The following is a 24,412-nucleotide window of genomic DNA, read 5'->3' as shown; positions in this document are numbered from 1 at the left end:
AAACATTATTATACAAATTTTTATTATTTTATTATATACACTATTACGTTTCAAATTAATCATAAGTTTAAAATAACAAAGCGGCAAAGTGTTGTCAATTTTCATGAATAAATACCCCATTATAACTTTAATTGAAAACGCAGTCAACATCTTTATATGTGACGATCTATAAAAAGTTGTTCTTGAATTCTTGTTAAACCCTCTTTTATCTTTCTTGCCCTTGCTTCACCAATTCCTTCTACTTCATCAAGTTCCTCAATAGAAGCTCTCATAATTTGTGTAATATTTTCAAACTTGTCTATTAAATTTTCGACTACAAGTGGTGGTATTCTTGGTATTTTATGAAGAATTCGATAACCACGTGGGGTAATCGTATGCTCCGATAAATTTATATTTTTAGAATACCCGAGCAACTTAACAATGATTTGATCTTCTAATAATTCTTCATTTGATAATTTCTTCAATTGTTTTAGTATGTGCTGTTCGTCTTGGTTTTGATCCTTAATATAATCTTTTAATAACAAACCAGCCTCTTTTTCAATATTAGAAACTAGTTCTTCTAACTGCATTGAAATGAGTCTTCCTTCATCCCCTAATTCATTTACATAATTTAATATTTCACTTTTTATACGTAGTACCATTTCAACTCGATGGATTACTTGTGATACTTCCTGAAATGTAACTAGTTCTTCAAACTCCAAAGCACCTAAATTGGTAATCCCTTGATCAAGTACTGATTTATATTTCTCAAGTGTCTGAATTGCTTGATTTGCCTTTGTTAATATAACACCAATATCTTTTAATGAGTAACGTGATTCACCTTGATAGAGAGTAATGACATTTCTTCTTTGTGAGATCGATATGACTAAATTCCCTGTTTGTCGCGCTACTCTCTCAGCAGTACGATGTCGGATCCCCGTTTCAGTTGATGGGATTGTAGGATTTGGTACTAATTGAGTGTTTGCATATAATATTCGATCGCCTTCTTCACTCAAAATAATTGCACCATCCATTTTTGCTAGTTCATATAAATAGGCTGGAGAGAATTCACAATTAATAAAAAATCCTCCATCTACAATATTCATCATTTCATTATTATAACCTAATACAATTAACCCACCTGTTTTTGCCCTTAAAACATTATCGATCCCCTCTCGTAATGGAGAACCCGGGGCTACTATCTTTAAAACATCATCAATAAAAGCCGTTTTATTCATAAGATCCAAATTCATTACCCTCCCATTAAGGTATCTAATGCCTCTTTTACTGTTGAAACTCCTATTACTTTTATTCCTTCTGGAACATTCCATCCCCCCATATTCTTTTCAGGAATAATCACTCTTTTAAAGCCCAACTTTGCTGCTTCTAAAACTCGTTGTTCAATCCGCGAGACTCTTCGTACCTCTCCTGTTAAACCAATTTCTCCAATTGCCACATCAGTTGGACTTGTCGGCTGATCTCTAAAACTTGAGGCGATACAAATAGCAATACCTAAGTCTACAGCAGGTTCATCTAAGCGCACCCCGCCAGCTACATTTAAATAGGCATCTTGATTTTGGAGTAGAAGACCTACTCGTTTTTCTAATACCGCCATTAGTAATGAAACTCTATTATGGTCAATACCCGTAGCCATGCGCCTTGGATTTCCAAATGTAGTAGGGGAGACAAGTGCTTGTAGCTCAACTAAAACGGTTCTTGTGCCTTCGAGAGAAGCTACGACAATAGAACCAGAAGCACCTTGAGAACGCTCTTCTAAAAATATTTCAGAAGGATTAAGAACCTCTTCAAGTCCAACCTCTTTCATTTCAAAAATCCCTATTTCATTTGTTGAACCAAAACGGTTTTTCACAGCTCTTAAGATTCGGTATGTATGATGCCTCTCTCCTTCAAAATATAAAACAGAGTCAACCATATGCTCTAATAACCTTGGGCCAGCAATTGCGCCTTGTTTCGTAACATGACCAACAATAAAAATGGCTATTCCTTTTGTTTTAGCAATTCTCATTAAAGCGGCTGTACACTCTCGTACTTGCGAAACACTTCCTGGCGCTGAAGTAATATCTGATATATAAACCGTTTGAATAGAGTCAATAATTACTAACGCAGGGTTAATTTCCTCAATTGACTTTTCAATATATTCTAGATCAGTTTCCGCAAGAACAAAAAGCTGATCTGAAGTAATATCTAAACGATCTGCTCGTATTTTTGTTTGTTTGACTGATTCTTCACCTGATATATATAGGACCTTGTGATTATTATTTGCCAATTTCGAGGAAACTTGTAATAATAACGTCGATTTTCCTATCCCAGGATCTCCCCCAACAAGTACCAATGAACCGGGAACAATTCCTCCACCTAAAACTCGATCAAGTTCAATCATATTGGTACTTAATCTTTGTTCTAAATCTCTTTCGATAGTTGTTATTGACTGTGGCTTTTTGTTAGTCGAGTTCACAGATGTAACAAAGCCCCTTACTTTATTATCCTGTTCTTCAAACTCTTCAGTCATTGAATTCCAACTTTGGCATCCGGGACATTTCCCCATCCATTTTTTTGATTCGTAACCACACTCTTGACATACAAATTTTGTTTTTCGCTTTGCCATACTAATCCCTTTCTAAGAAACACATGTATATTTTAACATAAAATCCCATTAATTTTTCCATTAAATATCGAGTATCACTACTTAATTATATATATAATTAACCATATATTGTCCAACGTAAAACACTTAGTTTCTCATTTTTTTTAGCAAGCGTTAGTGCTCACTAGACGAATAAGTTATATATCTTCAAGAAAAGCGTAAGCGCCTTGGTCACAAGCGGCTGCTCCTGTGCCACTCCGTTTGCTCAAGAGTAAAGCCGCTTCGAAGTAATCCAAGTAGTAGCTTCAATGGGGCGGCCTTTGACGGAAGCCGCTCTTTGGCTTCTTACGTGCTTCTGCGTCTTCAAGTACTGCTTCGTAGTAAGCTTCCTCGAAGCAGTGTTTTGTGCGACGAGTAACCGCAGGAGCAAAGCTGCATGAAGCTAATCAACGAAGAATTTCAAGACGTAATTGAAGTCAGTTGCTTGACTGAAGTGACCGAGCTCGTAGGCTGCTTGCGCTAGACAGTTGCTAAGATAGAATTTTTATACTTTCTTACCTTGTTAAAAACAAATAGCCGGGAAACCTTCCCGGCTATTCTTATTAAGATGTAGTAGTTTTGACAGCAGATTCTACTACAAACTCATTATCAACTACATCTAACTTTACCTTTTGACCTTTTTGGATTGTACCTCTTAATAATTCTTCTGATAATCGATCTTCTACATGCTTTTGTAAGGCTCTACGAAGAGGACGAGCTCCGTATTCAGGATCATACCCTTCATCCGCAATCTTTGCTAAAGCCGCATCTGTTAGTTCGAACTCAATATCATGCTCCAATAAACGCTTCTTTAATGTATCTGCCATTAATGATACGATTTGTTGAATATGCGTTTTATCTAATGAGTGGAAGACAATAATTTCATCAATACGGTTTAAAAATTCTGGGCGGAAGCTCTTCTTTAACTCACCCATTACTTTCTCTTTCATATCTTTATACTCTCGACCCTCTGATTGAGTCGTAAATCCAAGATATTTATTTCGCTTTAATTCACTTGCACCTACGTTAGAAGTCATAATTACCGCTGTATTTCTAAAGTCCACTGTACGTCCTTTAGAGTCTGTGAGACGACCATCTTCTAGCACTTGTAGTAAGATGTTAAATACTTCAGGGTGTGCTTTTTCAATCTCATCAAATAGAATAACGGAGTAAGGCTTTCTTCTAACTTTTTCTGTTAGTTGTCCACCGTCATCATGACCGACATAACCAGGTGGTGAACCTACTAATCGAGATGTTGCATGTTTTTCCATATATTCTGACATATCAATTCGAATGACAGCATCTTCATCTCCGAAAAGCGTTTCAGCGACAGCCCTCGCTAACTCGGTTTTACCTACACCAGTAGGTCCTAAGAAAATAAATGAACCAATTGGACGTTTTGGATCTTTTAAACCCGCTCTAGCACGACGGACAGCTTTTGAAATAGCTTTAACGGCTTCTTCTTGGCCAATTACACGTTGATGTAGAATTTCTTCCATCTTTAATAGCCTCTCTGTTTCTTCTTCAGCTAGCTTCGAAACAGGAACTCCAGTCCAACTAGATACAACTTGAGCAATATCTTCGGTTGTAACCTCTGTATTTTCTTGCCCTTGTTTTTCTTTCCATTCTTTCTTTAATGTTTCAAGCTCTTCTCTTAATCTTTGTTCACTATCCCTTAGTGATGCAGCTTTTTCAAACTCTTGACTTTGTACTGAGGCATCTTTTTCTTTCCTTGTTTCCTCTAATTTATTTTCAAGCTCTTTTAAGTTTGGCGGAATTGTATAAGATCTTAGGCGAACCTTTGAAGCTGCTTCATCAACTAAGTCAATTGCTTTATCCGGTAAGAAACGATCAGAAATATAGCGATCTGAAAGCTTTACAGATTCCTCAATTGCCTCATCGGTAATCGTTACACGATGGTGAGCTTCATAGCGATCTCTTAACCCTTTTAAGATTAAAATTGATTCTTCTATGGATGGTTCATCAACTTGAATCGGTTGAAAACGTCTTTCTAAAGCCGCATCTTTTTCAATATATTTTCGATACTCATCAAGGGTAGTTGCACCAATACATTGTAACTCACCACGTGCTAGGGAAGGCTTTAAGATGTTTGATGCATCAATTGCCCCTTCTGCACCACCTGCACCAATTAATGTGTGCAACTCATCAATAAATAAAATAACATTTTGAGCTTGGCGGATTTCATCCATTACTTTTTTAAGACGGTCTTCAAATTCACCACGATATTTCGTACCTGCAACAACAGTTCCCATATCAAGCGTCATAACTCTTTTTCCACGGAGAGTCTCTGGAACTTCGTTTGCAACGATTTGTTGCGCTAATCCTTCAGCAATGGCTGTTTTACCAACACCAGGTTCACCAATTAATACTGGATTATTTTTTGTTCGTCGACTTAATACTTGAATAACCCTCTCTATTTCTTTACTACGACCAATTACAGGGTCTAAACCTTCCTCTTTAGCCATAGCGGTTAAATCTCTTGCAAGACTATCTAATGTTGGTGTGTTGACGTTAGCTGCCGCACCACCTTGTTGACTACTACTAGATGTTTCATTACTTCCTAATAATTGTAACACTTGTTGGCGGGCTTTATTTAAGCTTACTCCTAGGTTATTTAACACTCTAGCTGCGACACCTTCACCCTCACGAATTAAACCTAATAAGATATGTTCAGTTCCTACATAAGAATGACCTAATTTTCTTGCTTCATCCATTGATAATTCAATAACTTTTTTTGCTCTCGGTGTGTAATGAATGGTTTTTGCACCATCTTGCCCTTTACCAATCAAAGTTTCAACTTCATTTTGAATTTTATCAGAACCCAAACCTAAACCTAAAAGGGCTTTTGCAGCAATTCCTTCACCTTCACGAATTAATCCTAATAATACATGTTCTGTACCAATATTATTATGCCCTAAGCGAATTGCTTCCTCTTGTGCTAATGCTAATACCTTTTGTGCTCTTTCGGTAAATCTACCAAACATCATAATAAACTCCACCTCCAAATATTAGTTAGTTTTTATCTATTTCTAATTTGAGTCTTTCTCTTATCAATTTTGCTCTTCGTTCATCTCTTTTGTCAGCAGATAAAATATCTCCCGCGTATTGCTGTAAAAAGCCAGGTTGAGTTAAAATCATTAACTCATTTAAAATAATCGCAGAAATCCCTGTAAGGATTTTTAAATCAATACCCAAACGAACATCTGATAACATTTGTGAAGCTTCTTTTGTATCAATGGTTCTAGCATATGCGAGAACTCCATATGAACGATATATTCTATCCTCTAATTGTAGCTTAGAAGATTGTAATAACAATTCTCTTGCTGCTCTTTCTTGATGAATTAGTTGTAACACTACTCCTCTAAGGTCCTCAACGATGTCCTGTTCAGATTTACCAAGAGTAATTTGATTAGAGATTTGAAATAAGTTACCTAAAGCTTCGCTACCTTCACCATAAATGCCTCTTACAACTAACCCTAATTGATTTATAGCGGGTAATATTTTATTTAATTGTTTTGTTAAAACCAAAGCTGGTAAATGCATCATTACCGAAGCTCTTAGACCTGTTCCTACATTTGTCGGACAACTAGTCAAGTACCCCTTTTTCTCATCAAAAGCATAATGTAACTTCTCTTCAATCCAATCATCAATTCCACTCGCAAGTACTAAACCTTCATTTAGTTGAAATCCAGGAAAGAGACATTGTATACGTAAATGATCTTCTTCATTTACCATAATACTAATCGCTTCATCACTACTTAGTAAAACTGCGCCTTTTTTTGATTCATCCGCAAGTTGAGGACTGATCAGATGCTTTTCGACTAGTATCCTTTTTTCGTTAGGTTTCATTTCATCCATTTCTAAAAGTTCAAAGGGACCATATCTGTCATAATCTTTACCTTCAAAATGTTCTTTTACTTGTTTAACAACTAAATGAGCTTCGTCGGTAGTTGAAATAATAGGAAATGAATAATCCTTTAAGTTTCTGGCTAGACGAATACGACTACTTAGTACAATTTCAGATTCGTATCCTTCATTTTTCATCCAAGGGCTAATCGCCTCACTAATAAATTTCTCTAGTGACATCAATTATCCCCCCTACTCTGCTGAACTTTTTTTTCCAAAGCGCGGATTTCATCTCTTAACCTTGCTGCTTCTTCAAATTCTTCTTTCGATATATGATGCCTTAATTCCTGTTTTAATTGTTCAATTTGTCTGTGTAATTTAATTCCTGTACCAATTCTTTTTGGTATTTTACCTATATGACTTGTATTACCACTATGAACTCTTCGCAACATCGGATCTAGTTTAGAGTTAAAAGTGTGATAGCACTCAGCACAACCAAATCTACCTGCCCGTGCAAATTGATGGTAGGTCATCCCACATTTACCACACTGTTGTTCATTTTGTAACGATCGATTGGGAGAGCTCGGTATCGGTTGTTCAAAATTTAATAATCCTGATAATAATTGGTGAATAGAAAAACCATTGGTACCGGGTATATACTCACCCTTATCTTTTGCACAGTGGTCACATAAATGAATTTCAGTTTTTTTACCGTTAAGTATTTTTGTAAAATGCAACGTTGCTTCCCTTTCATTACATTCATGGCATAACACGGTAACTCCCCCTCCTATTTATTTATGTTTTAAAGTAGTTATCATAGCTCTTAACAAATCTGATCGCAAATGATCACGGTACGGTAAATGTAAATTCAAGACAGATCTATCAATAGCACTTTGTAAAAGTTTCGCTTCTCTTTTCGTTATCGCTTCCTCTTCATAAAGTCGATAAATGATGTCCTCACCACCACTTTGGGTGATTTTTTCACCTAGAAGAGATAGCATATGATCATAGAGCTCGGCTTTATTATGGGCTTTTACTTTAATAATTCTTATAAAGCCACCTCCACCTCTTTTGCTCTCAACTAAGTATCCTTTTTCGATGGTAAATCTGGTACTAATCACATAATTTATTTGAGAAGGAACGCATTGAAATTGCTCTGCTAACTCGCTTCGCTTAACTTCAATTAAATCATTATCACTTTGGGTTAAAATGCTTTTTAAATAATTTTCAATAATGTCTGATACATTTTTCACCAAACTCCTCCTCTCGGAAAAAAGTGTTTGACTTTGACTATATTTGACTTTGATTATATTATATCCAATTCTTTAAAATTATCAACTATGTTGCTTCCATTATTTCCACATATGCTTATTTAAACCCTATAAAGAATATACTTTATGAACTTGTGGTAATTTATACAAAAGGTCAATTGCCGTTAATTTCACTGTTTCATTAGGATACACAACTTTTAGTTGATACCTTAAAAGTTCGATTTTTTCGGATGTTTTATCTCTTTCTACCATTACCTTTTTTACATTTATTTTATTTTCTTCAAAAATGTTAATAATTGAAAGTAACGTTGTATCTCTCGGTTCAGCATGAATAACAATTGCTTCCGTTTCTTTCTTTTTTCTTGAGAATGATTCATCTACTTTATTTAAAAACATCAAACTTAATATTACAATTCCAGTTGTAAATATTGCTGCAAAATACATACCCACCCCGACAGATAATCCTATACCGGCTACAACCCAGATGGAAGCAGCTGTCGTTAATCCTCTTACTGTATAACCTTGGACTAAAATTGTGCCTGCACCTAAAAAACCTATACCACTAACAACATATGCCGCCAAACGAGATGGGTCAAAATTAACATATTGAATGTTTTCTTCCATATAACCTTGAAATCCAAACATAGCTAATAACATAATTAAACATGCACCAACACATACGAGCAAATGTGTTCTAAATCCTGCAGGGTGTTTATGATATTCTCTTTCAACCCCAATGATACCGCCTAAGATTGCGGCTACCACTAATCGAAGCATCATTATAGTTGCATCTGAAGCTATTATTGAATTGAAAATCTCCATTATCATCCCCCTTATCGAATTTATATACTCTCTATGTATAGTGCTAACAATCGGTGTATTAAGAAAAGCGCAAGGCGCCCTCCTATCGGCGACAAACACTGGAAGGCCTTTGACAAAAGCCGCTTCGAAGATTCCAAGAGGTAATTGAAGTCAGTTGTTTAACTGAAGTGACCGAGCTCGTAGGCAATGAAGCTAGACAGTTTCTAAGTTAGAAATTTTATACATTATTAACTTACAAAAAGACATGCCTTTCAAAAAAACATTTCTTAACTGTTTATTACTATATGCATTTATTTTTTACATTATATATACTTGTCTATTGATGCTAAATAATCCTTCTATAGTTTGTACATCTATTCAAAAAAACTAATAATAAGAACTATTTTCGAGAAAATTATAAAACTAAAACTTATTATACAGGTTCTACAGAAAGTAAAGTCCAGTGAAAAACTACCATCTCCCACTTCCCCAAACATTACCAATAGACACAAGAAAGCCACTGACTTCAGCCTCATTTTGAGTTACTTCATCGAATTATCTACATGCTTCTTTGCATCGAGGAAGCCTACTTCTAAGTGATACTAGCAGACGCAGAAAAGCTACTAATTTCAATCACTTCATGAGTTGCTTCTTTGAATTTACTACGTGCTGCTTTGCATCGAGGAAACTTACTTCAAAGCGATACTAGCAGATGCAGCACCACTTAACGCAAATACTCAATTTCCGAAAACACAAAAAAACACATCCCATCGGAATGTGTTTTTCATTTTACCTAGCAACGTCCTACTCTCACAAGGGGAAGCCCCTAACTACCATCGGCGCAAAAGAGCTTAACGATCGTGTTCGGCATGGGAACGAGTGTGACCTCTTCGCTATCGCCACTAGATATTATTTAATTGAAAGAAATCATTCTTTCAAAACTAGATAACATACATATAAGTTTCTTGAGTGTGAATTCAATTCTTATTTTAGGATAAGTCCTCGACCGATTAGTATCTCTCAGCTCCACACGTCACCGTGCTTCCACCCGAGACCTATCAACCTCATCATCTCTAAGGGGTCTTACTGGATTAACTCCAAGGGAAATCTCATCTTGAGGGGGGCTTCATGCTTAGATGCTTTCAGCACTTATCCCTTCCATACGTAGCTACCCAGCTATGCTCCTGGTGGGTAGCTACGTATGGAAGGGATAAGTGCTGAAAGCATCTAAGCATGAAGCCCCCCTCAAGATGAGATTTCCCTTGGAGTTAATCCAGTAAGACCCCTTAGAGATGATGAGGTTGATAGGTCTCGGGTGGAAGCACGGTGACGTGTGGAGCTGAGAGATACTAATCGGTCGAGGACTTATCCTAAAATAAGAATTGAATTCACACTCAAGAAACTTATATGTATGTTATCTAGTTTTCAGAGAATGATTATTCACTAGTGTGAAAAAAGTGTTGACTTTTGATCAAGAGTGATATAAAATAATTATTGTCTTTGTGTTTTGATAAGTTTGGTGGCGATAGCGAAGAGGTCACACTCGTTCCCATGCCGAACACGATCGTTAAGCTCTTCAGCGCCGATGGTAGTTAGGGGCTTCCCCTTGTGAGAGTAGGACGTTGCCAAACTAATTAAAATACTAAAATGATTTATATAATAGTTTCATGATAGTAAATGTTTTTTCTACTTATTCTGATATTGGATTAAATTATCATTCCACAGTAGCTCAGTGGTAGAGCAATCGGCTGTTAACCGATCGGTCGTAGGTTCGAGTCCTACCTGTGGAGCCATGCTTCCATAGCTCAGTAGGTAGAGCACTTCCATGGTAAGGAAGGGGTCGTCGGTTCAAATCCGGTTGGAAGCTCCATTTTTACTTTAATGGCCCGTTGGTCAAGCGGTTAAGACACCGCCCTTTCACGGCGGTAACACGGGTTCGAATCCCGTACGGGTCACCAACTACTTAAAAACATGCATTACCTCGGAGGATTAGCTCAGCTGGGAGAGCACCTGCCTTACAAGCAGGGGGTCGGCGGTTCGATCCCGTCATCCTCCACCAGAGTTTTTTTTGCGTAACAAATTGGAGCGAAAATAACTCACCTATATTTGCCGGCCTAGCTCAATTGGTAGAGCAACTGACTTGTAATCAGTAGGTTGGGGGTTCAAGTCCTCTGGCCGGCACTCTTAATTATAATCTGGAGGGGTAGCGAAGTGGCTAAACGCGGCGGACTGTAAATCCGCTCCTTAGGGTTCGGCGGTTCGAATCCGTCCCCCTCCACCATTTATTATTGGGCTATAGCCAAGCGGTAAGGCAACGGACTTTGACTCCGTCATTCCTCTGGTTCGAATCCAGATAGCCCAGCCATATTTCGAGCCATTAGCTCAGTCGGTAGAGCATCTGACTTTTAATCAGAGGGTCGAAGGTTCGAATCCTTCATGGCTCACCATTGTTTGCGGGAGTAGTTCAGTGGTAGAACACCACCTTGCCAAGGTGGGGGTCGCGAGTTCGAATCTCGTCTTCCGCTCCAATAAGAACGTAAACATATCAAGGTGAAAGTGTATTGCGTAAATAATTAACTTATGATATAATTAAATGAAATGCGGGTGTAGTTTAATGGTAAAACCTCAGCCTTCCAAGCTGATGTCGTGAGTTCGATTCTCATCACCCGCTCCACTTGGGGCCTTAGCTCAGCTGGGAGAGCGCCTGCCTTGCACGCAGGAGGTCAGCGGTTCGATCCCGCTAGGCTCCACCAATACATAATGAAAAACCCTATATAAAATAGGGTTTATTTTTATTTTTAAGTGTGTTTACTTTAATTAGTACAAATCAGCATTTTAGCTATGGACTAGGGTTTTAGCTTTCTTACTTATATCGATGTTATTATAAACATTTAATAGCTTGTCCAATTTTGTGCTAGCATCAACGACCTCTTTAGAATTTAGGGGGTTTTCATAAGCTAATTGGATCATTTTTTTTCTGGCGGTTTCAATTTCCTCAAGCATTTTTTTGTTTTTTAAATCTCTATGCATAAAATTCCCTCCCTTTTAACTATTATATACCCAGAATAAAAAAAGAAAAACGTATATTTTAAAAATAGTAGAATTTCATTTTTTTCATGATAAAATAAAATTATTTGAAACTTATTTATTATAAATACGTAAATAAAGTAACCGCATAGAGCGGAGGTATAGAGGAGAATGGAGACATTAGTAAAAAGAATTATTATTGATGTAAAAAAAGGTGATCAGGAAGCTTTTGCTGAATTAGTCGAACTTTATAAAGATAAAGTTTATCAAATCTCTTATCGAATGGTCGGGAACGTTCACGAGGCACAAGACATAGCTCAAGAAGCTTTCTTACGTGCTTATATGAATATTGATACTTATGATTTGGATAGGAAATTTTCAACTTGGTTATTTCGAATTGTTACAAACCTATCTATTGATCGGTTAAGAAAGAAGAAACCAGACTTCTACTTGGATCAAGAAGTTGATGGTACTGAAGGACTTACTTTGGCTTCACAAATAGCTGCAACAGATGAATTACCAGAGGATCAAGTAATAACTTATGAGTTACAAGATTGGATACAAGGAGAAATACTTAACTTACCCCCAAAATATCGCTCTGCTATCATCTTAAAGTATATTGAGGACTTATCTTTGAAAGAAATAAGTGAGATTTTAGATCTTCCAATTGCTACTGTGAAAACAAGAATTCATAGGGGTAGAGAAGCACTTAGAAAAAGATTGAGTAATGTATAAAAAGGAGAGATTTACAAATGGAATGCAGGAAAGATATAGTCTCCTTAATTCATAAGTATTTCGATGAAGAAATAACTGAAACAGAGAATAAGCAACTAAAACAACATTTGAATGAGTGTAATCATTGTCGTAATCATTTTAATGAATTAAAAAAATCAATTGCATTTGTACAGAGCTCTTCTCATATTGTTGCTCCACCAAATTTTACAGATCTTGTAATGAAACAATTACCACAACCAAAACGGTCAAACAATTGGAAGCGGTGGATGAAAAAAAATCCTTTTCTAGTAGCCGCTTCAGTATTTATTATTTTAATGTCAACAAGTGTTTTCTCTTTTTGGTTAGACAGTGGAGATGAGTTGTCTGTTTCAGGCCAAGCCAATCTGATAATTGATAAAGATAGAAATGTTGTGGTTATTCCAGAAGGGGAAATTGTTGAAGGTGATCTTATTGTAAGGAATGGCAGCTTACAAATAGATGGACAAGTGAATGGGAATGTGACGATTATTAACGGTCAAAATTATAGGGCGTCAGTAGGGAATGTAACTGGCAATATTGAAGAAATTGATAAAGGTTTAGAGTGGATATGGTACAATATAAAATCTTTTCTCTCTGATGCAGTAAATGTATTTGATGGAAAAAAATCAAACGAATAAAAAGGTGGTACATTATTATATGTATCACCTTTTCTGTATGATCTATATTAGAAAACTTAATAGATATAATAATACTTAGGTTTACAGGTTATACCAAGTGTCACATACTGTTATGCTAATAATGTTATGGTATAATTAAAAAGTTATGTACCTCGTAAGTAAGAATTGTTATATGGAGGGGAAGTAATGATACTAGGTGATATTCAACTTATTGATGTATTAAGAATAGCAGTAGATATACTACTTGTTACATTTGTTATATATAAACTTATTATGATTGTCCGTGGCACAAGAGCTGTTCAATTATTTAAAGGAATTATTGTAATTTTAGCTGTATGGTTTTTAAGTGGTAGTTTAGGATTACATACGCTTAGATGGATCATGTCTCAAGCTGTAATTTATGGTTTACTAGCGATTATTATCATTTTTCAACCTGAATTGCGTAGAGCTTTAGAACAATTAGGTCGAGGAAAATTTTTATCGAGATCAAACTCAATTGACGATCAGGAAATGGAGAAGTCAATTGAAGAAATAGTAAAGGCGTCAATCTATATGGGGAAACGTCGCATTGGAGCATTAATCTCCATTGAGAGAGAAACGGGAATGAACGATTATATTGAAACTGGAATAGCTGTGAAAGGTAAATTAACATCTGAATTACTTATTAATATTTTTATTCCTAATACACCATTACACGATGGAGCTGTGATTATCAAGAGCCATCAAATTATGGCAGCAGGCTGCTATTTACCATTGTCGGAAGATCCCTTTATATCAAAAGAGTTAGGGACAAGACACCGAGCTGCCCTAGGGATTAGTGAAGTTACTGATGCGATAACCTTAGCTGTCTCAGAAGAAACGGGGAATATTTCGGTTACTAAAAACGGTGAGTTACATCGGAATTTAGATGAAGAAGCATTAAAAGAGTTATTAATACAAGAGTTAGTTACAAGTACGAAGACGAATTCAACTTCTCTTTGGCAGTGGGGAGGGAAGAAGAATGGATAAATTATACAAAAACCCATGGTTTGTTAAGGCGATTTCTTTTTTAATTGCCCTATTACTGTTTGCAGTTGTGAACTTTGATAATCCAAATAATCAACCAGGTGGAATACCAGTCGTAACAAACGGTTCCTATACAATTCCGGAAGTCCCTTTAAATGTTTATTATAATGAAGATGAATTAGCGATCACAGAAATCGTTGAAAACGTACAAGTAAATTTAAGAGGACCACAAAATGTATTGACTTATTTCCAAATTGCTAGGCCGTCCTATGATGTATTTGTTGATTTACGTAATTTAGAACCAGGTACACATCATGTAAATGTTCAATATCGAAATTTCCCAAGTGAATTAACGGTTAATATTGTACCGGAAACGATTAGAGTTACTATTGAGGAAAAAAGAACAATATCGTTGCCTGTTGAGATTGATTTAATTAATAAAGCTGAAGTACCAGAAGGTTATACAGTTGGTACGCCAATCGTTAATCCAGTAAATGTAGAAATAACTGCTGCGGAGAGTGTCATCCAACACGTAGCATTTGTTAAAGGGTTTGTTGATATAAAAGATGTTAATAAAACGGTGGAAAAGGGTATTCCGGTTAAAGTTTATGATCAGCAAGGTAATGAACTGGCGATTGATGTTAGTCCATCGGTTGTAGATGTAAAAATACCCGTAACAAGTCCTAACAAAGATGTTCCACTTAAAATAACCCGAATTGGTGAACTGCCAGAAGGTTTAAGTATCCGTTCAATTGTTACGGATCCAAAAGAAGTAACGATCTTTGGACCGCAAGATGTTATAGATGGAATATCCCACTTAGAGGGAGTGGAAGTCAATCTCTTAACAATTACTGAAAATACAGTAATGGAACTTGAGCTTCCAGTGCCACCAGGGGTTGAGAAGGTATCACCTTCTACTGTAAAAATAATTGTTGAAGTAGATATAGAAGAAACACTAGAAATAGAAGAGATACCTTTAGAAGTGATTGGCCTATCTGAGAGAATGGATGCTGAATTCTCAAATCCAAACCATAAAATCATTAGTTTAATTGTAAAAGGTTCACCGGCGGCAATCGAAAAAATTCAAAAAGATGACGTGAAAGTTTATATTGATTTGAATGAGCTAGCGGTTGGTGAACATTCAGTACCAATTCAAGTTAGTGGACCTCAAAATATTTCATTTGATCTGCCGTTTGATGAAATAGAAATTATTATTTCCGAAGTGTTGAGTATTGAAGAAGAAATTGAAACTAATGCAACTGAAGAGATTAATGAAAATAATGATGAATTGACTGAAACGTAGAAAATTAAGGATGTTAACCTAAGGAGAGATTTAGAAAATGGGAAAATATTTTGGTACAGATGGAGTTCGAGGGGTAGCAAATACCGAATTAACCCCAGAACTAGCATTTAAGCTTGGAAGGTACGGTGGTTTTGTTTTAACTAAAAATACAGAGAAACCTAAAGTATTAATTGGTAGAGATACTCGTATTTCAGGGCACATGCTAGAAGGTGCTTTAGTAGCAGGTCTGTTATCAATAGGAGCAGAGGTTATGCGTCTTGGCGTTATTTCAACTCCAGGTGTTGCTTACTTAACAAAAGCATTAAGTGCCCATGCAGGGGTTATGATCTCTGCTTCACACAATCCTGTTGAAGATAATGGGATTAAGTTTTTTGGGCCAGATGGTTTTAAATTATTAGACGATCAAGAATTAGAAATTGAAAAGTTATTAGATCAAGTAGATGATCAATTACCAAGACCAACTGGGGGAAATGTCGGTCAACTGAACGATTACTTTGAAGGTGGGCAGAAATATTTACAGTTTTTAAAGCAGACTGTTGATGAGGACTTTTCAGGTATTCACATTGCTCTTGATTGTGCACACGGAGCAGCATCATCTCTTGCGCCGCATCTTTTCGCAGATTTAGAGGCTGATATATCAACTTTAGGAACAAATCCTAATGGCTTAAATATTAATGACGGTGTAGGATCGACTCATCCAGAGACATTAGCAAAGTTTGTTTTGGATAAAAGGGCAGATATAGGGTTAGCGTTTGATGGAGATGCAGACCGTTTAATTGCAGTAGACGAAAATGGGAACATAGTAGATGGTGACCAGATCATGTATATCTGTGCAAAGTATTTTAAGGAAAAAGGTAGATTAAAGCATCAAACTGTCGTTTCGACAGTTATGAGTAATTTAGGATTTTATAAGGCAGTTGAAGCGATAGGTATTGCCGCACAGCAAACGGCTGTAGGTGATCGTTATGTGATGGAAGAGATGAGAAAGGGTGGTTATAACCTAGGCGGTGAGCAATCCGGTCATATCATTTTCTTAGATTATAATACGACGGGTGATGGTATGTTGTCAGCGTTACAGTTAGTTAATATTATGAAAGTAACTCAAAAATCTCTTTCTGAACTTGCATCAGAAATTAAAAAGTACCCACAAAAGCTTGTTAATGTGAAGGTGGCGAACAAACAGGATTTAATGACTAATAATGTTATAAATGAAGAAATCCGTCGCGTAGAACAAACAATGAATGGTAATGGAAGAATCCTTGTAAGGCCTTCTGGAACAGAGCCACTCGTTCGCGTAATGGCAGAGGCACCTACCCAAGACCTTTGTGATCAATACGTCCAAGAAATTGTTGATGTAGTTAAGCAAGAATTAGGTTCACTATAATATATATGTTATATGCACAGATGCACGAATAAAGTGCTCTGTGCATATTTTTATAGTATAGCCAAACAAATTTTTTGTGAGGTTATGGTAAATTATGGTGTATAAAGGTGATTGACGTTTTCTGTAAAAACTAGTATGATTAGTTTGATTCAAAAAGAGAAAGGTGGATCGGCTCATTTATGTTAAAAAGCGCCTGAACTATTCTAATGGACGGAAACAAGAATAGTTGACGAGGAAGAGGTTTTATCGAAAACATCGGCGGATGCCTCTCGGTTGCCACACCACAACCGCAAGCTTTGGTAAAAAACAAGAAGGTGACTTCTTGAACAAAAACTAAAGTATTGGTGCTCTGCAATTAAAAAATGTAAAGAGTGGGGCAAAAGGCCCCTAGTTTGATTATGCTTTATTATTGTGCATATGCTTTTTTGAAAAGTATATGCTAAGTAACAAAGCTAAGCTAACGCATGCTTTCTTGCCCCACCGAGGGAGGACTAAAAATATGTGCGGAATAGTTGGATATATTGGTAATAAAGATGCAAAGGAAATATTACTAAGTGGATTAGAAAAGTTAGAATATAGAGGTTATGACTCTGCAGGAATTGCAATTGTCAATGAAAAAGGTGTTCATCTCTTTAAAGAAAAAGGTCGTATTGCCGCATTGAGAAATATTGTTGATAGTAATATAGACGGTACAGCAGGTATCGGTCATACAAGATGGGCAACTCATGGACCACCAAGCCGTGTTAATGCTCATCCACACCAAAGTACTTCTCATAGATTTACACTCGTTCATAATGGAGTTATTGAAAATTATGAAGAAATAAAAGCTGATCATTTACAAGAGGTACCATTCGTTAGTGAAACGGATACAGAGGTGATCGTTCAGCTTGTAGAACGCTTTATGGACGAAGGAAATACTGTTGAAAAAGCATTTAGACAAACTCTTTCGTTATTAAAGGGTTCGTATGCGATCGCATTAATCGATGAAACAGATCCAGATAAGATTTATGTTGGAAAGAATAAAAGTCCATTACTAGTTGGTTTAGGAGACGGTGTTAATGTTATTGCTAGTGACGCAATGGCAATGATAAAAACAACAAATGAATTTGTAGAGTTAATGGATCAAGAAATTGTTATTGTTACACGTGATTCCGTTACAATTAAAAATTTAGCGGGTGTTTCAATTTCAAGAGAATCGTATATCGCCGAATTAGATGCAAGCGATATTGAAAAGGGTACGTACCCACATTATATGTTAAAAGAAATAGACGAACAGCCTCTTGTTATTCGTAATATCATTTCAAAATATCAAGACGAAAACGGTGAGGTAAAGTTAGACGAGAATATTCGTAATGCAGTAAATGCTGCTGACCGAATTTATATTATTGCAGCTGGAACAAGTTATAATGCTGGTCTAGTTGGTAAGCAGTTGATTGAAAACATTGCTAAAAAACCTGTAGAGACGCATATTGCGAGTGAATTCTTATACAATATGCCGTTAATCTCAAAAAACCCACTCTTTATTTTTATTTCACAGAGCGGTGAAACTGCAGATAGCCGCGGAGTTTTAGTAGCTGTGAAGAAGTTAGGATACCCTGCGTTAACCATCACAAACGTACCAGGATCAACGTTATCACGTGAGGCAGATTACACACTTCATACGTATGGTGGTCCTGAAATCGCTGTTGCTTCTACAAAGGCTTATACAGCGCAAATGGCTGTTCTATCTTTACTTGCTGTAGATTCAGCTAAAGCACAAGGGTTCGAATTAGATTTTGACCCTATTAAAGAGTTAAGTATTGTAGCAACAGTTATGGAAACTCTTTGTGATCAAAAAGAGGCTTTAGAAAAGATTGCTCGCGACTATTTAAGTGTCACGCGTAATTGTTTCTTTATCGGTCGTGCATCCGACTACTATGTTGTATTAGAGGGTGCCCTGAAATTAAAGGAAATTTCATATATTCAAGCTGAAGGATTTGCTGGTGGAGAATTAAAGCATGGGACAATTGCATTAATTGAGAAAGGTACACCAGTCTTTGCATTGGCAACACAGGAGCACGTTAACTTAAGTATTCGTGGTAACGTGAAGGAAGTAGCTGCTCGTGGTGCTACCCCTTGTATCATTAGTCTAGAAGGGCTTAATTTTGAAGATGATCAATTTGTCGTGCCAAAAGTACACGAATATTTAACTCCACTAGTAACCGTGATCCCAATGCAATTAATTGCATATTATGCAGCACTTCATAGAGGTTGCGATGTAGATAAGCCAAGAAACCTTGCGAAGAGTGTGACAGTGGAATAGAATATTTTATTTTAGAGGGTTCATTGTGGCTTTGAATAAAGTTGAGATGTTTTTAAAAAAGATACGATATTTAAAATAAAGTCGTAATGTTTATAAAAAATTGCGAAGAAGTACTCCTTTGGATATGATTATCTAAAGGGGTGTTTTTTTTAGGTCCTTTTTTGATAAAAAAATAGATCTATCTAAAATCCAAAACCACGTATTTTGATCAATCTCTTTTTCAAAATGGGTGGGTTTCTTCTGTAATAATATCAAGTGTTTTTTTCAATAATTTGAGCCATAGTGATCACTTTAAAAGTGAGCCACTTTATACATCCGACCACCCAGTTTGGGGAGAATTGGCCGGGGAGGGCCAACTATCCCCAAACTTTAATGTGCAAGGGAATTGGTACCAGTAAATATCCCGACAAAAGAAGACGGAGCATTAAGAGATTTAGTTTGAGCGCGAGAAGGTACAAAAGAAGATGAATTACGCGTCAATCAAGCACCATCTTACAAAATTTCTCCTTTGAAATGATATTCGACCCCAAAAGTAGTAGGAAATGCTCGATCATATTCCTTTCGTCAATGGATAAATACAATTAAATTTCCATATAAAGTTAGTTAATGCCATCCTTCTTAATATAACTCGTTACAGTCCAATGGTACGGGTTTCCTTCGTTTCAACGCTTCGAATAATATAAACCAATTTGGGACGCCTTCCTAATGTGATACTAAAATCGTGCTGATCACTGGGTGTCGGTTAGACGTGAAGTCAATTACATAAAATTCATTCTTCCAAATTCCTTAAGATATTATACGTATCAATTTAAGACTAAATTATCCTCAATATAAACCGTATTTCAAAAAGATAGATTTAATTATAATGTAATATGTAAACGAAATATGTCGGATTGTTACTGTTTTTCTACAGTAAAACCTAAAATGTATAAGACTAACCGTACTGTTACGGGAATCCTTGAACCTTTTAGGTCTGTTTATCCCACCAAACAAAAAGAGGAGGTAAGAGTGAAAAAATAGTTGTTTGTAAAAGAAAAAATATAATCAATTAATGGGAGGAAGATACAAATGAAAATCAAATTTCGTGAAAAAGTAGGAAAATTAGTTTTGTGTACTGCGATTTTAGCGAGCAGTCTGATGAGCGTTAGCGTTGCTGCGAGCTTTAAATGGGATATTGAGGATGACTACACTGCGACCTGGTCCAGGCAGCAAGCAGAGAATGTTGCTCTGACGGAAGAGACTACAGCCCCAATCATTGATTTGGACTTTGAAGACGTAGCTCCGGATGTGTGGGTCTGGGATACGTGGCCCCTCCAGGACAGAGACGGTTCACTTTCGATCGTAAAAGGCTACAGAATCGCATTTGCCTTGGTTGCACCGCGTACTTATACTTGGCATGACCGCCATACTGAAGCAAGAATCGGCATGTTTTACTCTAAAAACGGTAAGGATTGGACTTATGCCGGAATTCCGTATGACTATGACAAAGCGTTAGGACACATGCAATGGGCTGGTTCTGCTATGTTGGACGAGCAAGGAAAAGTGCATTTCTTCTATACGGCAACCACTGATATGAATGCTGATGGTGGTAAGGAATTTAATAAACACGATTGGGTGCGAAGAGCTGAGCAACGCCTCGCCAAGACGACATTTGATATCAGTGCAGATAGAAATGGCGTGCATCTTACTAATGAAGCTGATCACCAAATCCTTCTTGAAGCGGACGGCGAACATTATGAAACGATCGAACAGTTTCAAGAACACGGAAATATCATCACTGGGTTCCGCGATCCGTTTTTCTTCAAAGATCCGAATACAGGCGAAGAATACATTATTTGGGAAGGTCAGGCAGGCACGAACAGAGATTATATTAAACCGGAAAATATCGGTGATGCAGAATACCGCGAAACTCATAATGTTCCGGAACGCGCGGAATTTTACAACGGCAATATAGGTATTGCGAAAGTGCTTGACAACGACGTAACCGAACTTGAAATGTTGCCACCACTTCTCGAGTCGGTTGGGGTAAACCATCAGTTGGAACGTCCACATGTCGTGGTGAAAGGCGATACTTACTACCTGCTTACGATCAGTCATGAATTTACGTTTGCACCAGGGTTGACAGGTCCGGATGGATTGTACGGATTTGTCGGCGAGGGAGGCTTGCGTACAGATTATAAGCCAGTCAACGGTACTGGTCTAGTTGTTGCCAACCCGGCGGAAAAACCGTTTCAAGCTTATTCTTGGTGGGCGGCACCGGATGGTCAGGTCATCAGCTTCATTAATGAACCTTTAGACGAGAATGGTCAGGTCCAATTTGGTGGAACCTTTGCACCTACGCTAAAGGTATCCTTTGACGGTGACACAACAAAAATAGTGAAAGAAATGGGAGCTGGAGAAATTAAACCGTTCGGCCCTTACGGTAGATCGTTACGGTAAATAATAAGTACAAAGAAATTAAGGTATAACTCTTTCAAAAAGAAAAGAGCACAGTTAATACGCTTTTAATTGAGTGAATTCATAATTACAAAAACCGAGCCACATAAACCTATATCTAGTTACGAACAGTTTAACGTAACTAGATATAGTATCTTAGTGGCGATAATGATGGATTACGAAAGTCATTAAAATCAAGAAATAATAAAAACAGGAGGTAAGAACATGAAAAAGAAGAAAAGAAGTTTGTTATTAGCGACAACGATTATCGGACTTTCTGCTATCCTTTCCCCACTGGTAACAGTAGGTGCAACTAACAATTATACTGTATCCAATTGGACGCGTGAACACGTAACGAATATCGAGCTAACTGATCGTAACACCGCTCCTGTCATTAACATGGATGAATTAGAAAAATTTGATGAAGACTATCATACTTGGGATTCATGGCCTCTAAAAAATAAAGATGGCTCTATCGCCGTTGTAAGAGGGTATCAAATCATTTTTGCTCTTTCAGCCCCAAGTCATGTATTACCTGGACAAGTCCATGACATTGCAGAAGTTCGTTATTTTTACTCAAAAAACGGCAAAGATTGGACTAATGGCGGCCCTGTTTTTGAAGATGGGGACGCATTGGGTTCACGACAATGGGCAGGATCAGCCATGATTGACGAAGATGATCAACTTCACTTTTTCTATACAGCTACTGGAAGAAAAGGAGAAGAACATATTACGTACGAGCAACGCTTTGCAAAAGCTTCTGCTGATGTAGTTGCTTCTAGAGCTGGAATTTCTTTTGAAAATTGGTCCGATCATCAAATTATCCTTGAAGCGGATGGAGAATACTATCAAACTCAAGAACAAGGAAGTCAAGGGGATATTGCCTATGCTTTCCGTGACCCTGAATTCTTTAAGGATCCTAAATCTGGTGAAGAGTACATTATCTTTGAAGGGAACTCTAGTGGAGCGCCTGCTGACCGTGCATGCTTGCCAGAACACATCGGTTCACCTGAATTCGCTGAAAACCACGATGTTCCAGAAGTATCAGTATTATTTAATGGAAGCATCGGGATCGCAAAAGCTACAAATGAAGATTATACAGAGTTTGAATTGCTCCCACCTTTACTAGAAGCAAATTGTGTCAATCAAGAACTAGAACGACCGCATATTATTGTGAAGGGAAATAATTATTATCTATTCACAGACACTCATTTTGACAAATATGCTCCTGGTATTACAGGACCAGAAGGTTTATATGGGTTTGTTTCAGACGATTTATTTGGAGATTATAAACCACTAAATGGTAGTGGTCTCGTCATCGCTAATCCTCCAGAAAATCCATACCAAGCTTACTCATGGTTGGTTTTACCAAATGGAACGGTTATTAGCTTTGTTCACTTTACCGATCTAGGAGACTTAACGATCGGTGACATTGGTCACCAATCTCATGAGTTTCAATTTGAACATTTTGGTGGAATGCAAGCACCATCTTTAAAAATTGCATTGAATCAAGATCGTACGCATATTGTGACAGAGTTAAAACAAGGTGCAATCAGATAATGATAATGAATCAGCCTCTCATGATTAAACTGAGAGGCTGCTTTCTCTTTAGATAAAGGGGGAACATAAATGGTACGCAAAAGAGATAAGAAGGGTAAAATTTTTTTAGCAGCGCTGGTAGGCCTTTCTGCTATATTGGCTCCTATTGTAAGCACTGGTGTATCTGCCAAAGAAACTATTGATACTTATAATTGGACTCGTGAAGATGTTAGTAATCTTTCAATGAATGCTCATAATACTGCACCTACTATTAATAAAGACGAGCTTATTCAAATCACATTAGACTCTTATATTTGGGATACTTGGCCATTGCAAGAAAAGAATGGCCATCAAGCTGTAGTAAACGGTTTTAAAATTATTTTTGCTTTGTCAGTGCCTAATGATGTCCTTCCTGGTAAGCGACATGATACAGCTGAAATTCATTATTTCTTTTCAAAGGATGGTATGAGCTGGGAATCCGGTGGCCCTGTTTTCAAAGATGGAGAAGCATTAGGTTCAAGACAATGGGCTGGATCTTCGATTGTTCACAAAGATGGGAAATTACAAATTTTTTACACTGCAACAGGTAAGAAAGGTGAAACTCAACTAGGCTATGATCAGCGAATCGCAACCGCAACGGCAAATATAAAAACAACGAACAATAGTGTGACATTTGAGGATTGGTCAACACATGAAATTATTCTTGAAGCTGATGGAGAATATTATCAAACAAATGAACAAACAGGTCCAGTAGAATCTTCATATGCATTCCGTGACCCGTATTTTTTCCAGGATCCAAAGACTGGGGAAGAATATCTTTTGTTTGAAGGAAACTCTGCTGGGAAGCTTGAAGACAGATCATATAAACATGAATATATTGGTTCCGCAGCATTTCGTCAAAACCATGTTATCCCTGATGGATCAAAAGCGTTTAATGGCAGTGTTGGCATTGCAAAAGCAACGAATCAAAGTTTGTCTAAATTTAATTTGCTGCCCCCATTGCTAGAAGCGAACTATGTAAATGATGAACTGGAGAGACCAAGTGTCATTGTAAAAGGAAACAAATATTATCTTTTTGTAAAGACGCACAGTGAAAAATTTGCCTCCGGTCTTAATGCACCGGAAGGGTTATATGGGTTTTCTTCAGACTCACTTTTTGGAGGCTATCAACCGTTGAATGAAAGTGGGTTAGTAATTGCAAATCCAACCGATAATCCGTATCAAGCATATTCTTGGATGGTTATGTCGAATGGTACTGTAATAAGTTTTGTAAATTATGTTGATGTGGATGGTAAAGATATTTATGAAATTGGTGAGCAATCACCAGAATATCAGATCGAACATTTCGGTGGAATGCTGGCACCTTCATTAAAAATATCTATAACACGTAATGGAACAAAGATCCTTCATGAAAAGAAGCAAGGATTTTTTAGATAAAGTGAGACTTGCATCAGTGGGTTATT

At 37.0% G+C, this 24,412-nt stretch carries 17 protein-coding genes, 11 tRNA genes, 2 rRNA genes and 1 other annotated feature; of the genes, 21 read left to right on the top strand and 9 right to left on the bottom strand.

Annotation, left to right across the window (positions count from 1 at the left end; all coding sequences use genetic code 11):
- Nucleotides 1-152 precede the first annotated feature (152 nt).
- The 8 genes from disA to rrf (BKP45_RS02360) form a co-directional block, all read right to left on the bottom strand.
- Nucleotides 153-1,232, bottom strand: a complete 1,080-nt coding sequence (disA, locus tag BKP45_RS02395; RefSeq protein ID WP_245747367.1) for a DNA integrity scanning diadenylate cyclase DisA — start codon at nucleotides 1,230-1,232, stop codon at nucleotides 153-155.
- Entirely contained in the window at nucleotides 1,232-2,605 is a 1,374-nt protein-coding gene (radA, locus tag BKP45_RS02390; RefSeq protein WP_071388203.1) for a DNA repair protein RadA, read from the bottom strand. The genes disA and radA overlap by 1 nt, the downstream gene beginning before the upstream one ends.
- Nucleotides 2,606-3,186: 581 nt before the next feature.
- A complete protein-coding gene (gene clpC, locus BKP45_RS02385) occupies nucleotides 3,187-5,631 on the bottom strand; it encodes an ATP-dependent protease ATP-binding subunit ClpC (RefSeq protein WP_071388202.1) in 2,445 nt (814 codons plus the stop codon).
- A gap of 25 nt (nucleotides 5,632-5,656) precedes the next feature.
- On the bottom strand, nucleotides 5,657-6,730 hold the full coding sequence (locus BKP45_RS02380) for a protein arginine kinase (RefSeq protein ID WP_071388201.1): 1,074 nt from the start codon (nucleotides 6,728-6,730) through the stop codon (nucleotides 5,657-5,659).
- Nucleotides 6,730-7,263 (bottom strand): UvrB/UvrC motif-containing protein, encoded by a 534-nt coding sequence (locus tag BKP45_RS02375; RefSeq protein ID WP_071388200.1) that lies wholly within the window; start codon nucleotides 7,261-7,263, stop codon nucleotides 6,730-6,732. The genes BKP45_RS02380 and BKP45_RS02375 overlap by 1 nt, the downstream gene beginning before the upstream one ends.
- Before the next feature lie 18 nt (nucleotides 7,264-7,281).
- The gene (locus BKP45_RS02370) at nucleotides 7,282-7,743 is read right to left on the bottom strand and encodes a CtsR family transcriptional regulator (RefSeq protein WP_071388199.1); all 462 of its coding nucleotides are present in this window, start codon (nucleotides 7,741-7,743) and stop codon (nucleotides 7,282-7,284) included.
- A gap of 126 nt (nucleotides 7,744-7,869) precedes the next feature.
- A complete protein-coding gene (locus tag BKP45_RS02365; RefSeq protein WP_071388198.1) occupies nucleotides 7,870-8,583 on the bottom strand; it encodes an MgtC/SapB family protein in 714 nt (237 codons plus the stop codon).
- A gap of 770 nt (nucleotides 8,584-9,353) precedes the next feature.
- Nucleotides 9,354-9,469: ribosomal RNA gene (gene rrf, locus BKP45_RS02360) — 5S ribosomal RNA — on the bottom strand.
- Between the two features lie 95 nt (nucleotides 9,470-9,564).
- Nucleotides 9,565-9,923, top strand: a sequence feature (most likely nonfunctional fraction of RNA operon).
- Nucleotides 9,924-10,077: 154 nt separating this feature from the next.
- Here rrf (BKP45_RS02360) and rrf (BKP45_RS02355) point away from each other — a divergent pair.
- The 12 genes from rrf (BKP45_RS02355) (at nucleotide 10,078) to BKP45_RS02300 (ending at nucleotide 11,315) form a co-directional block, all read left to right on the top strand.
- A 5S ribosomal RNA gene (rrf, locus tag BKP45_RS02355) occupies nucleotides 10,078-10,193 on the top strand.
- A gap of 87 nt (nucleotides 10,194-10,280) precedes the next feature.
- Nucleotides 10,281-10,355, top strand: a tRNA-Asn gene (locus BKP45_RS02350).
- A gap of 1 nt (nucleotide 10,356) precedes the next feature.
- Nucleotides 10,357-10,432 (top strand) — tRNA-Thr (locus BKP45_RS02345).
- A 13-nt stretch (nucleotides 10,433-10,445) separates the two neighbouring features.
- Nucleotides 10,446-10,520, top strand: a tRNA-Glu gene (locus BKP45_RS02340).
- A 25-nt stretch (nucleotides 10,521-10,545) separates the two neighbouring features.
- Nucleotides 10,546-10,621, top strand: a tRNA-Val gene (locus BKP45_RS02335).
- A 49-nt stretch (nucleotides 10,622-10,670) separates the two neighbouring features.
- Nucleotides 10,671-10,743: transfer RNA gene (locus BKP45_RS02330), tRNA-Thr, on the top strand.
- 16 nt (nucleotides 10,744-10,759) lie between these two features.
- A tRNA-Tyr gene (locus BKP45_RS02325) sits at nucleotides 10,760-10,843 on the top strand.
- Nucleotides 10,844-10,851: 8 nt separating this feature from the next.
- A tRNA-Gln gene (locus BKP45_RS02320) sits at nucleotides 10,852-10,927 on the top strand.
- Nucleotides 10,928-10,933: 6 nt separating this feature from the next.
- A tRNA-Lys gene (locus BKP45_RS02315) sits at nucleotides 10,934-11,009 on the top strand.
- A 6-nt stretch (nucleotides 11,010-11,015) separates the two neighbouring features.
- A tRNA-Gly gene (locus BKP45_RS02310) sits at nucleotides 11,016-11,090 on the top strand.
- 72 nt (nucleotides 11,091-11,162) lie between these two features.
- Nucleotides 11,163-11,236, top strand: a tRNA-Gly gene (locus tag BKP45_RS02305).
- Nucleotides 11,237-11,239: 3 nt separating this feature from the next.
- A tRNA-Ala gene (locus BKP45_RS02300) sits at nucleotides 11,240-11,315 on the top strand.
- Nucleotides 11,316-11,397: 82 nt separating this feature from the next.
- Here BKP45_RS02300 and BKP45_RS02295 read toward each other — a convergent pair.
- Complete coding sequence (locus BKP45_RS02295; protein WP_071388197.1) at nucleotides 11,398-11,592, bottom strand: aspartyl-phosphate phosphatase Spo0E family protein; 195 nt, start codon at nucleotides 11,590-11,592, stop codon at nucleotides 11,398-11,400.
- Between the two features lie 168 nt (nucleotides 11,593-11,760).
- Between BKP45_RS02295 and sigW the strand changes: the two genes are divergently transcribed.
- From sigW to BKP45_RS02250, 9 genes are all read left to right on the top strand, one after another.
- The gene (gene sigW, locus BKP45_RS02290) at nucleotides 11,761-12,324 is read left to right on the top strand and encodes an RNA polymerase sigma factor SigW (protein ID WP_071388196.1); all 564 of its coding nucleotides are present in this window, start codon (nucleotides 11,761-11,763) and stop codon (nucleotides 12,322-12,324) included.
- A 17-nt stretch (nucleotides 12,325-12,341) separates the two neighbouring features.
- Nucleotides 12,342-12,980: a zf-HC2 domain-containing protein gene (locus tag BKP45_RS02285; RefSeq protein ID WP_071388195.1), complete on the top strand. Its 639-nt coding sequence runs from the start codon at nucleotides 12,342-12,344 to the stop codon at nucleotides 12,978-12,980.
- A gap of 186 nt (nucleotides 12,981-13,166) precedes the next feature.
- Nucleotides 13,167-13,988, top strand: coding sequence for a diadenylate cyclase CdaA (gene cdaA / locus BKP45_RS02280; protein ID WP_071308881.1), 822 nt, complete (start codon nucleotides 13,167-13,169; stop codon nucleotides 13,986-13,988).
- Nucleotides 13,981-15,288: a CdaR family protein gene (locus tag BKP45_RS02275; protein ID WP_071388194.1), complete on the top strand. Its 1,308-nt coding sequence runs from the start codon at nucleotides 13,981-13,983 to the stop codon at nucleotides 15,286-15,288. The genes cdaA and BKP45_RS02275 overlap by 8 nt, the downstream gene beginning before the upstream one ends.
- A gap of 37 nt (nucleotides 15,289-15,325) precedes the next feature.
- Nucleotides 15,326-16,672 (top strand): phosphoglucosamine mutase, encoded by a 1,347-nt coding sequence (gene glmM, locus BKP45_RS02270; RefSeq protein ID WP_071388193.1) that lies wholly within the window; start codon nucleotides 15,326-15,328, stop codon nucleotides 16,670-16,672.
- Nucleotides 16,673-17,171: 499 nt separating this feature from the next.
- Entirely contained in the window at nucleotides 17,172-18,974 is a 1,803-nt protein-coding gene (glmS, locus tag BKP45_RS02265) for a glutamine--fructose-6-phosphate transaminase (isomerizing) (RefSeq protein ID WP_071388192.1), read from the top strand.
- A gap of 1,068 nt (nucleotides 18,975-20,042) precedes the next feature.
- Nucleotides 20,043-21,413, top strand: a complete 1,371-nt coding sequence (locus BKP45_RS02260; protein ID WP_071388191.1) for a glycoside hydrolase family 68 protein — start codon at nucleotides 20,043-20,045, stop codon at nucleotides 21,411-21,413.
- A gap of 222 nt (nucleotides 21,414-21,635) precedes the next feature.
- A complete protein-coding gene (locus BKP45_RS02255) occupies nucleotides 21,636-22,970 on the top strand; it encodes a glycoside hydrolase family 68 protein (protein WP_071388190.1) in 1,335 nt (444 codons plus the stop codon).
- A gap of 69 nt (nucleotides 22,971-23,039) precedes the next feature.
- Nucleotides 23,040-24,386 carry a glycoside hydrolase family 68 protein gene (locus BKP45_RS02250; RefSeq protein ID WP_071388189.1) on the top strand — a complete coding sequence of 449 codons (1,347 nt, stop codon included), beginning with the start codon at nucleotides 23,040-23,042 and terminating at the stop codon, nucleotides 24,384-24,386.
- Nucleotides 24,387-24,412: the final 26 nt, after the last annotated feature.

It is taken from the genome of Anaerobacillus alkalidiazotrophicus (assembly GCF_001866055.1).
Note: the sequence above shows the minus strand (reverse complement) of the source record. Positions and strands in the feature narration are given on the sequence as shown.

What these genes read in the sequence shown, in the direction of transcription:
- disA (WP_245747367.1), bottom strand. Translation starts at nt 1,232, where the DNA reads ATGAATTTGGATCTTATGAATAAAACGGCTTTTATTGATGATGTTTTA.
- radA (WP_071388203.1), bottom strand. Translation starts at nt 2,605, where the DNA reads ATGGCAAAGCGAAAAACAAAATTTGTATGTCAAGAGTGTGGTTACGAA.
- clpC (WP_071388202.1), bottom strand. Translation starts at nt 5,631, where the DNA reads ATGATGTTTGGTAGATTTACCGAAAGAGCACAAAAGGTATTAGCATTA.
- BKP45_RS02380 (WP_071388201.1), bottom strand. Translation starts at nt 6,730, where the DNA reads ATGTCACTAGAGAAATTTATTAGTGAGGCGATTAGCCCTTGGATGAAA.
- BKP45_RS02365 (WP_071388198.1), bottom strand. Translation starts at nt 8,583, where the DNA reads ATGGAGATTTTCAATTCAATAATAGCTTCAGATGCAACTATAATGATG.
- BKP45_RS02295 (WP_071388197.1), bottom strand. Translation starts at nt 11,592, where the DNA reads ATGCATAGAGATTTAAAAAACAAAAAAATGCTTGAGGAAATTGAAACC.
- sigW (WP_071388196.1), top strand. Translation starts at nt 11,761, where the DNA reads ATGGAGACATTAGTAAAAAGAATTATTATTGATGTAAAAAAAGGTGAT.
- BKP45_RS02285 (WP_071388195.1), top strand. Translation starts at nt 12,342, where the DNA reads ATGGAATGCAGGAAAGATATAGTCTCCTTAATTCATAAGTATTTCGAT.
- cdaA (WP_071308881.1), top strand. Translation starts at nt 13,167, where the DNA reads ATGATACTAGGTGATATTCAACTTATTGATGTATTAAGAATAGCAGTA.
- BKP45_RS02275 (WP_071388194.1), top strand. Translation starts at nt 13,981, where the DNA reads ATGGATAAATTATACAAAAACCCATGGTTTGTTAAGGCGATTTCTTTT.
- glmM (WP_071388193.1), top strand. Translation starts at nt 15,326, where the DNA reads ATGGGAAAATATTTTGGTACAGATGGAGTTCGAGGGGTAGCAAATACC.
- glmS (WP_071388192.1), top strand. Translation starts at nt 17,172, where the DNA reads ATGTGCGGAATAGTTGGATATATTGGTAATAAAGATGCAAAGGAAATA.
- BKP45_RS02260 (WP_071388191.1), top strand. Translation starts at nt 20,043, where the DNA reads ATGAAAATCAAATTTCGTGAAAAAGTAGGAAAATTAGTTTTGTGTACT.
- BKP45_RS02255 (WP_071388190.1), top strand. Translation starts at nt 21,636, where the DNA reads ATGAAAAAGAAGAAAAGAAGTTTGTTATTAGCGACAACGATTATCGGA.
- BKP45_RS02250 (WP_071388189.1), top strand. Translation starts at nt 23,040, where the DNA reads ATGGTACGCAAAAGAGATAAGAAGGGTAAAATTTTTTTAGCAGCGCTG.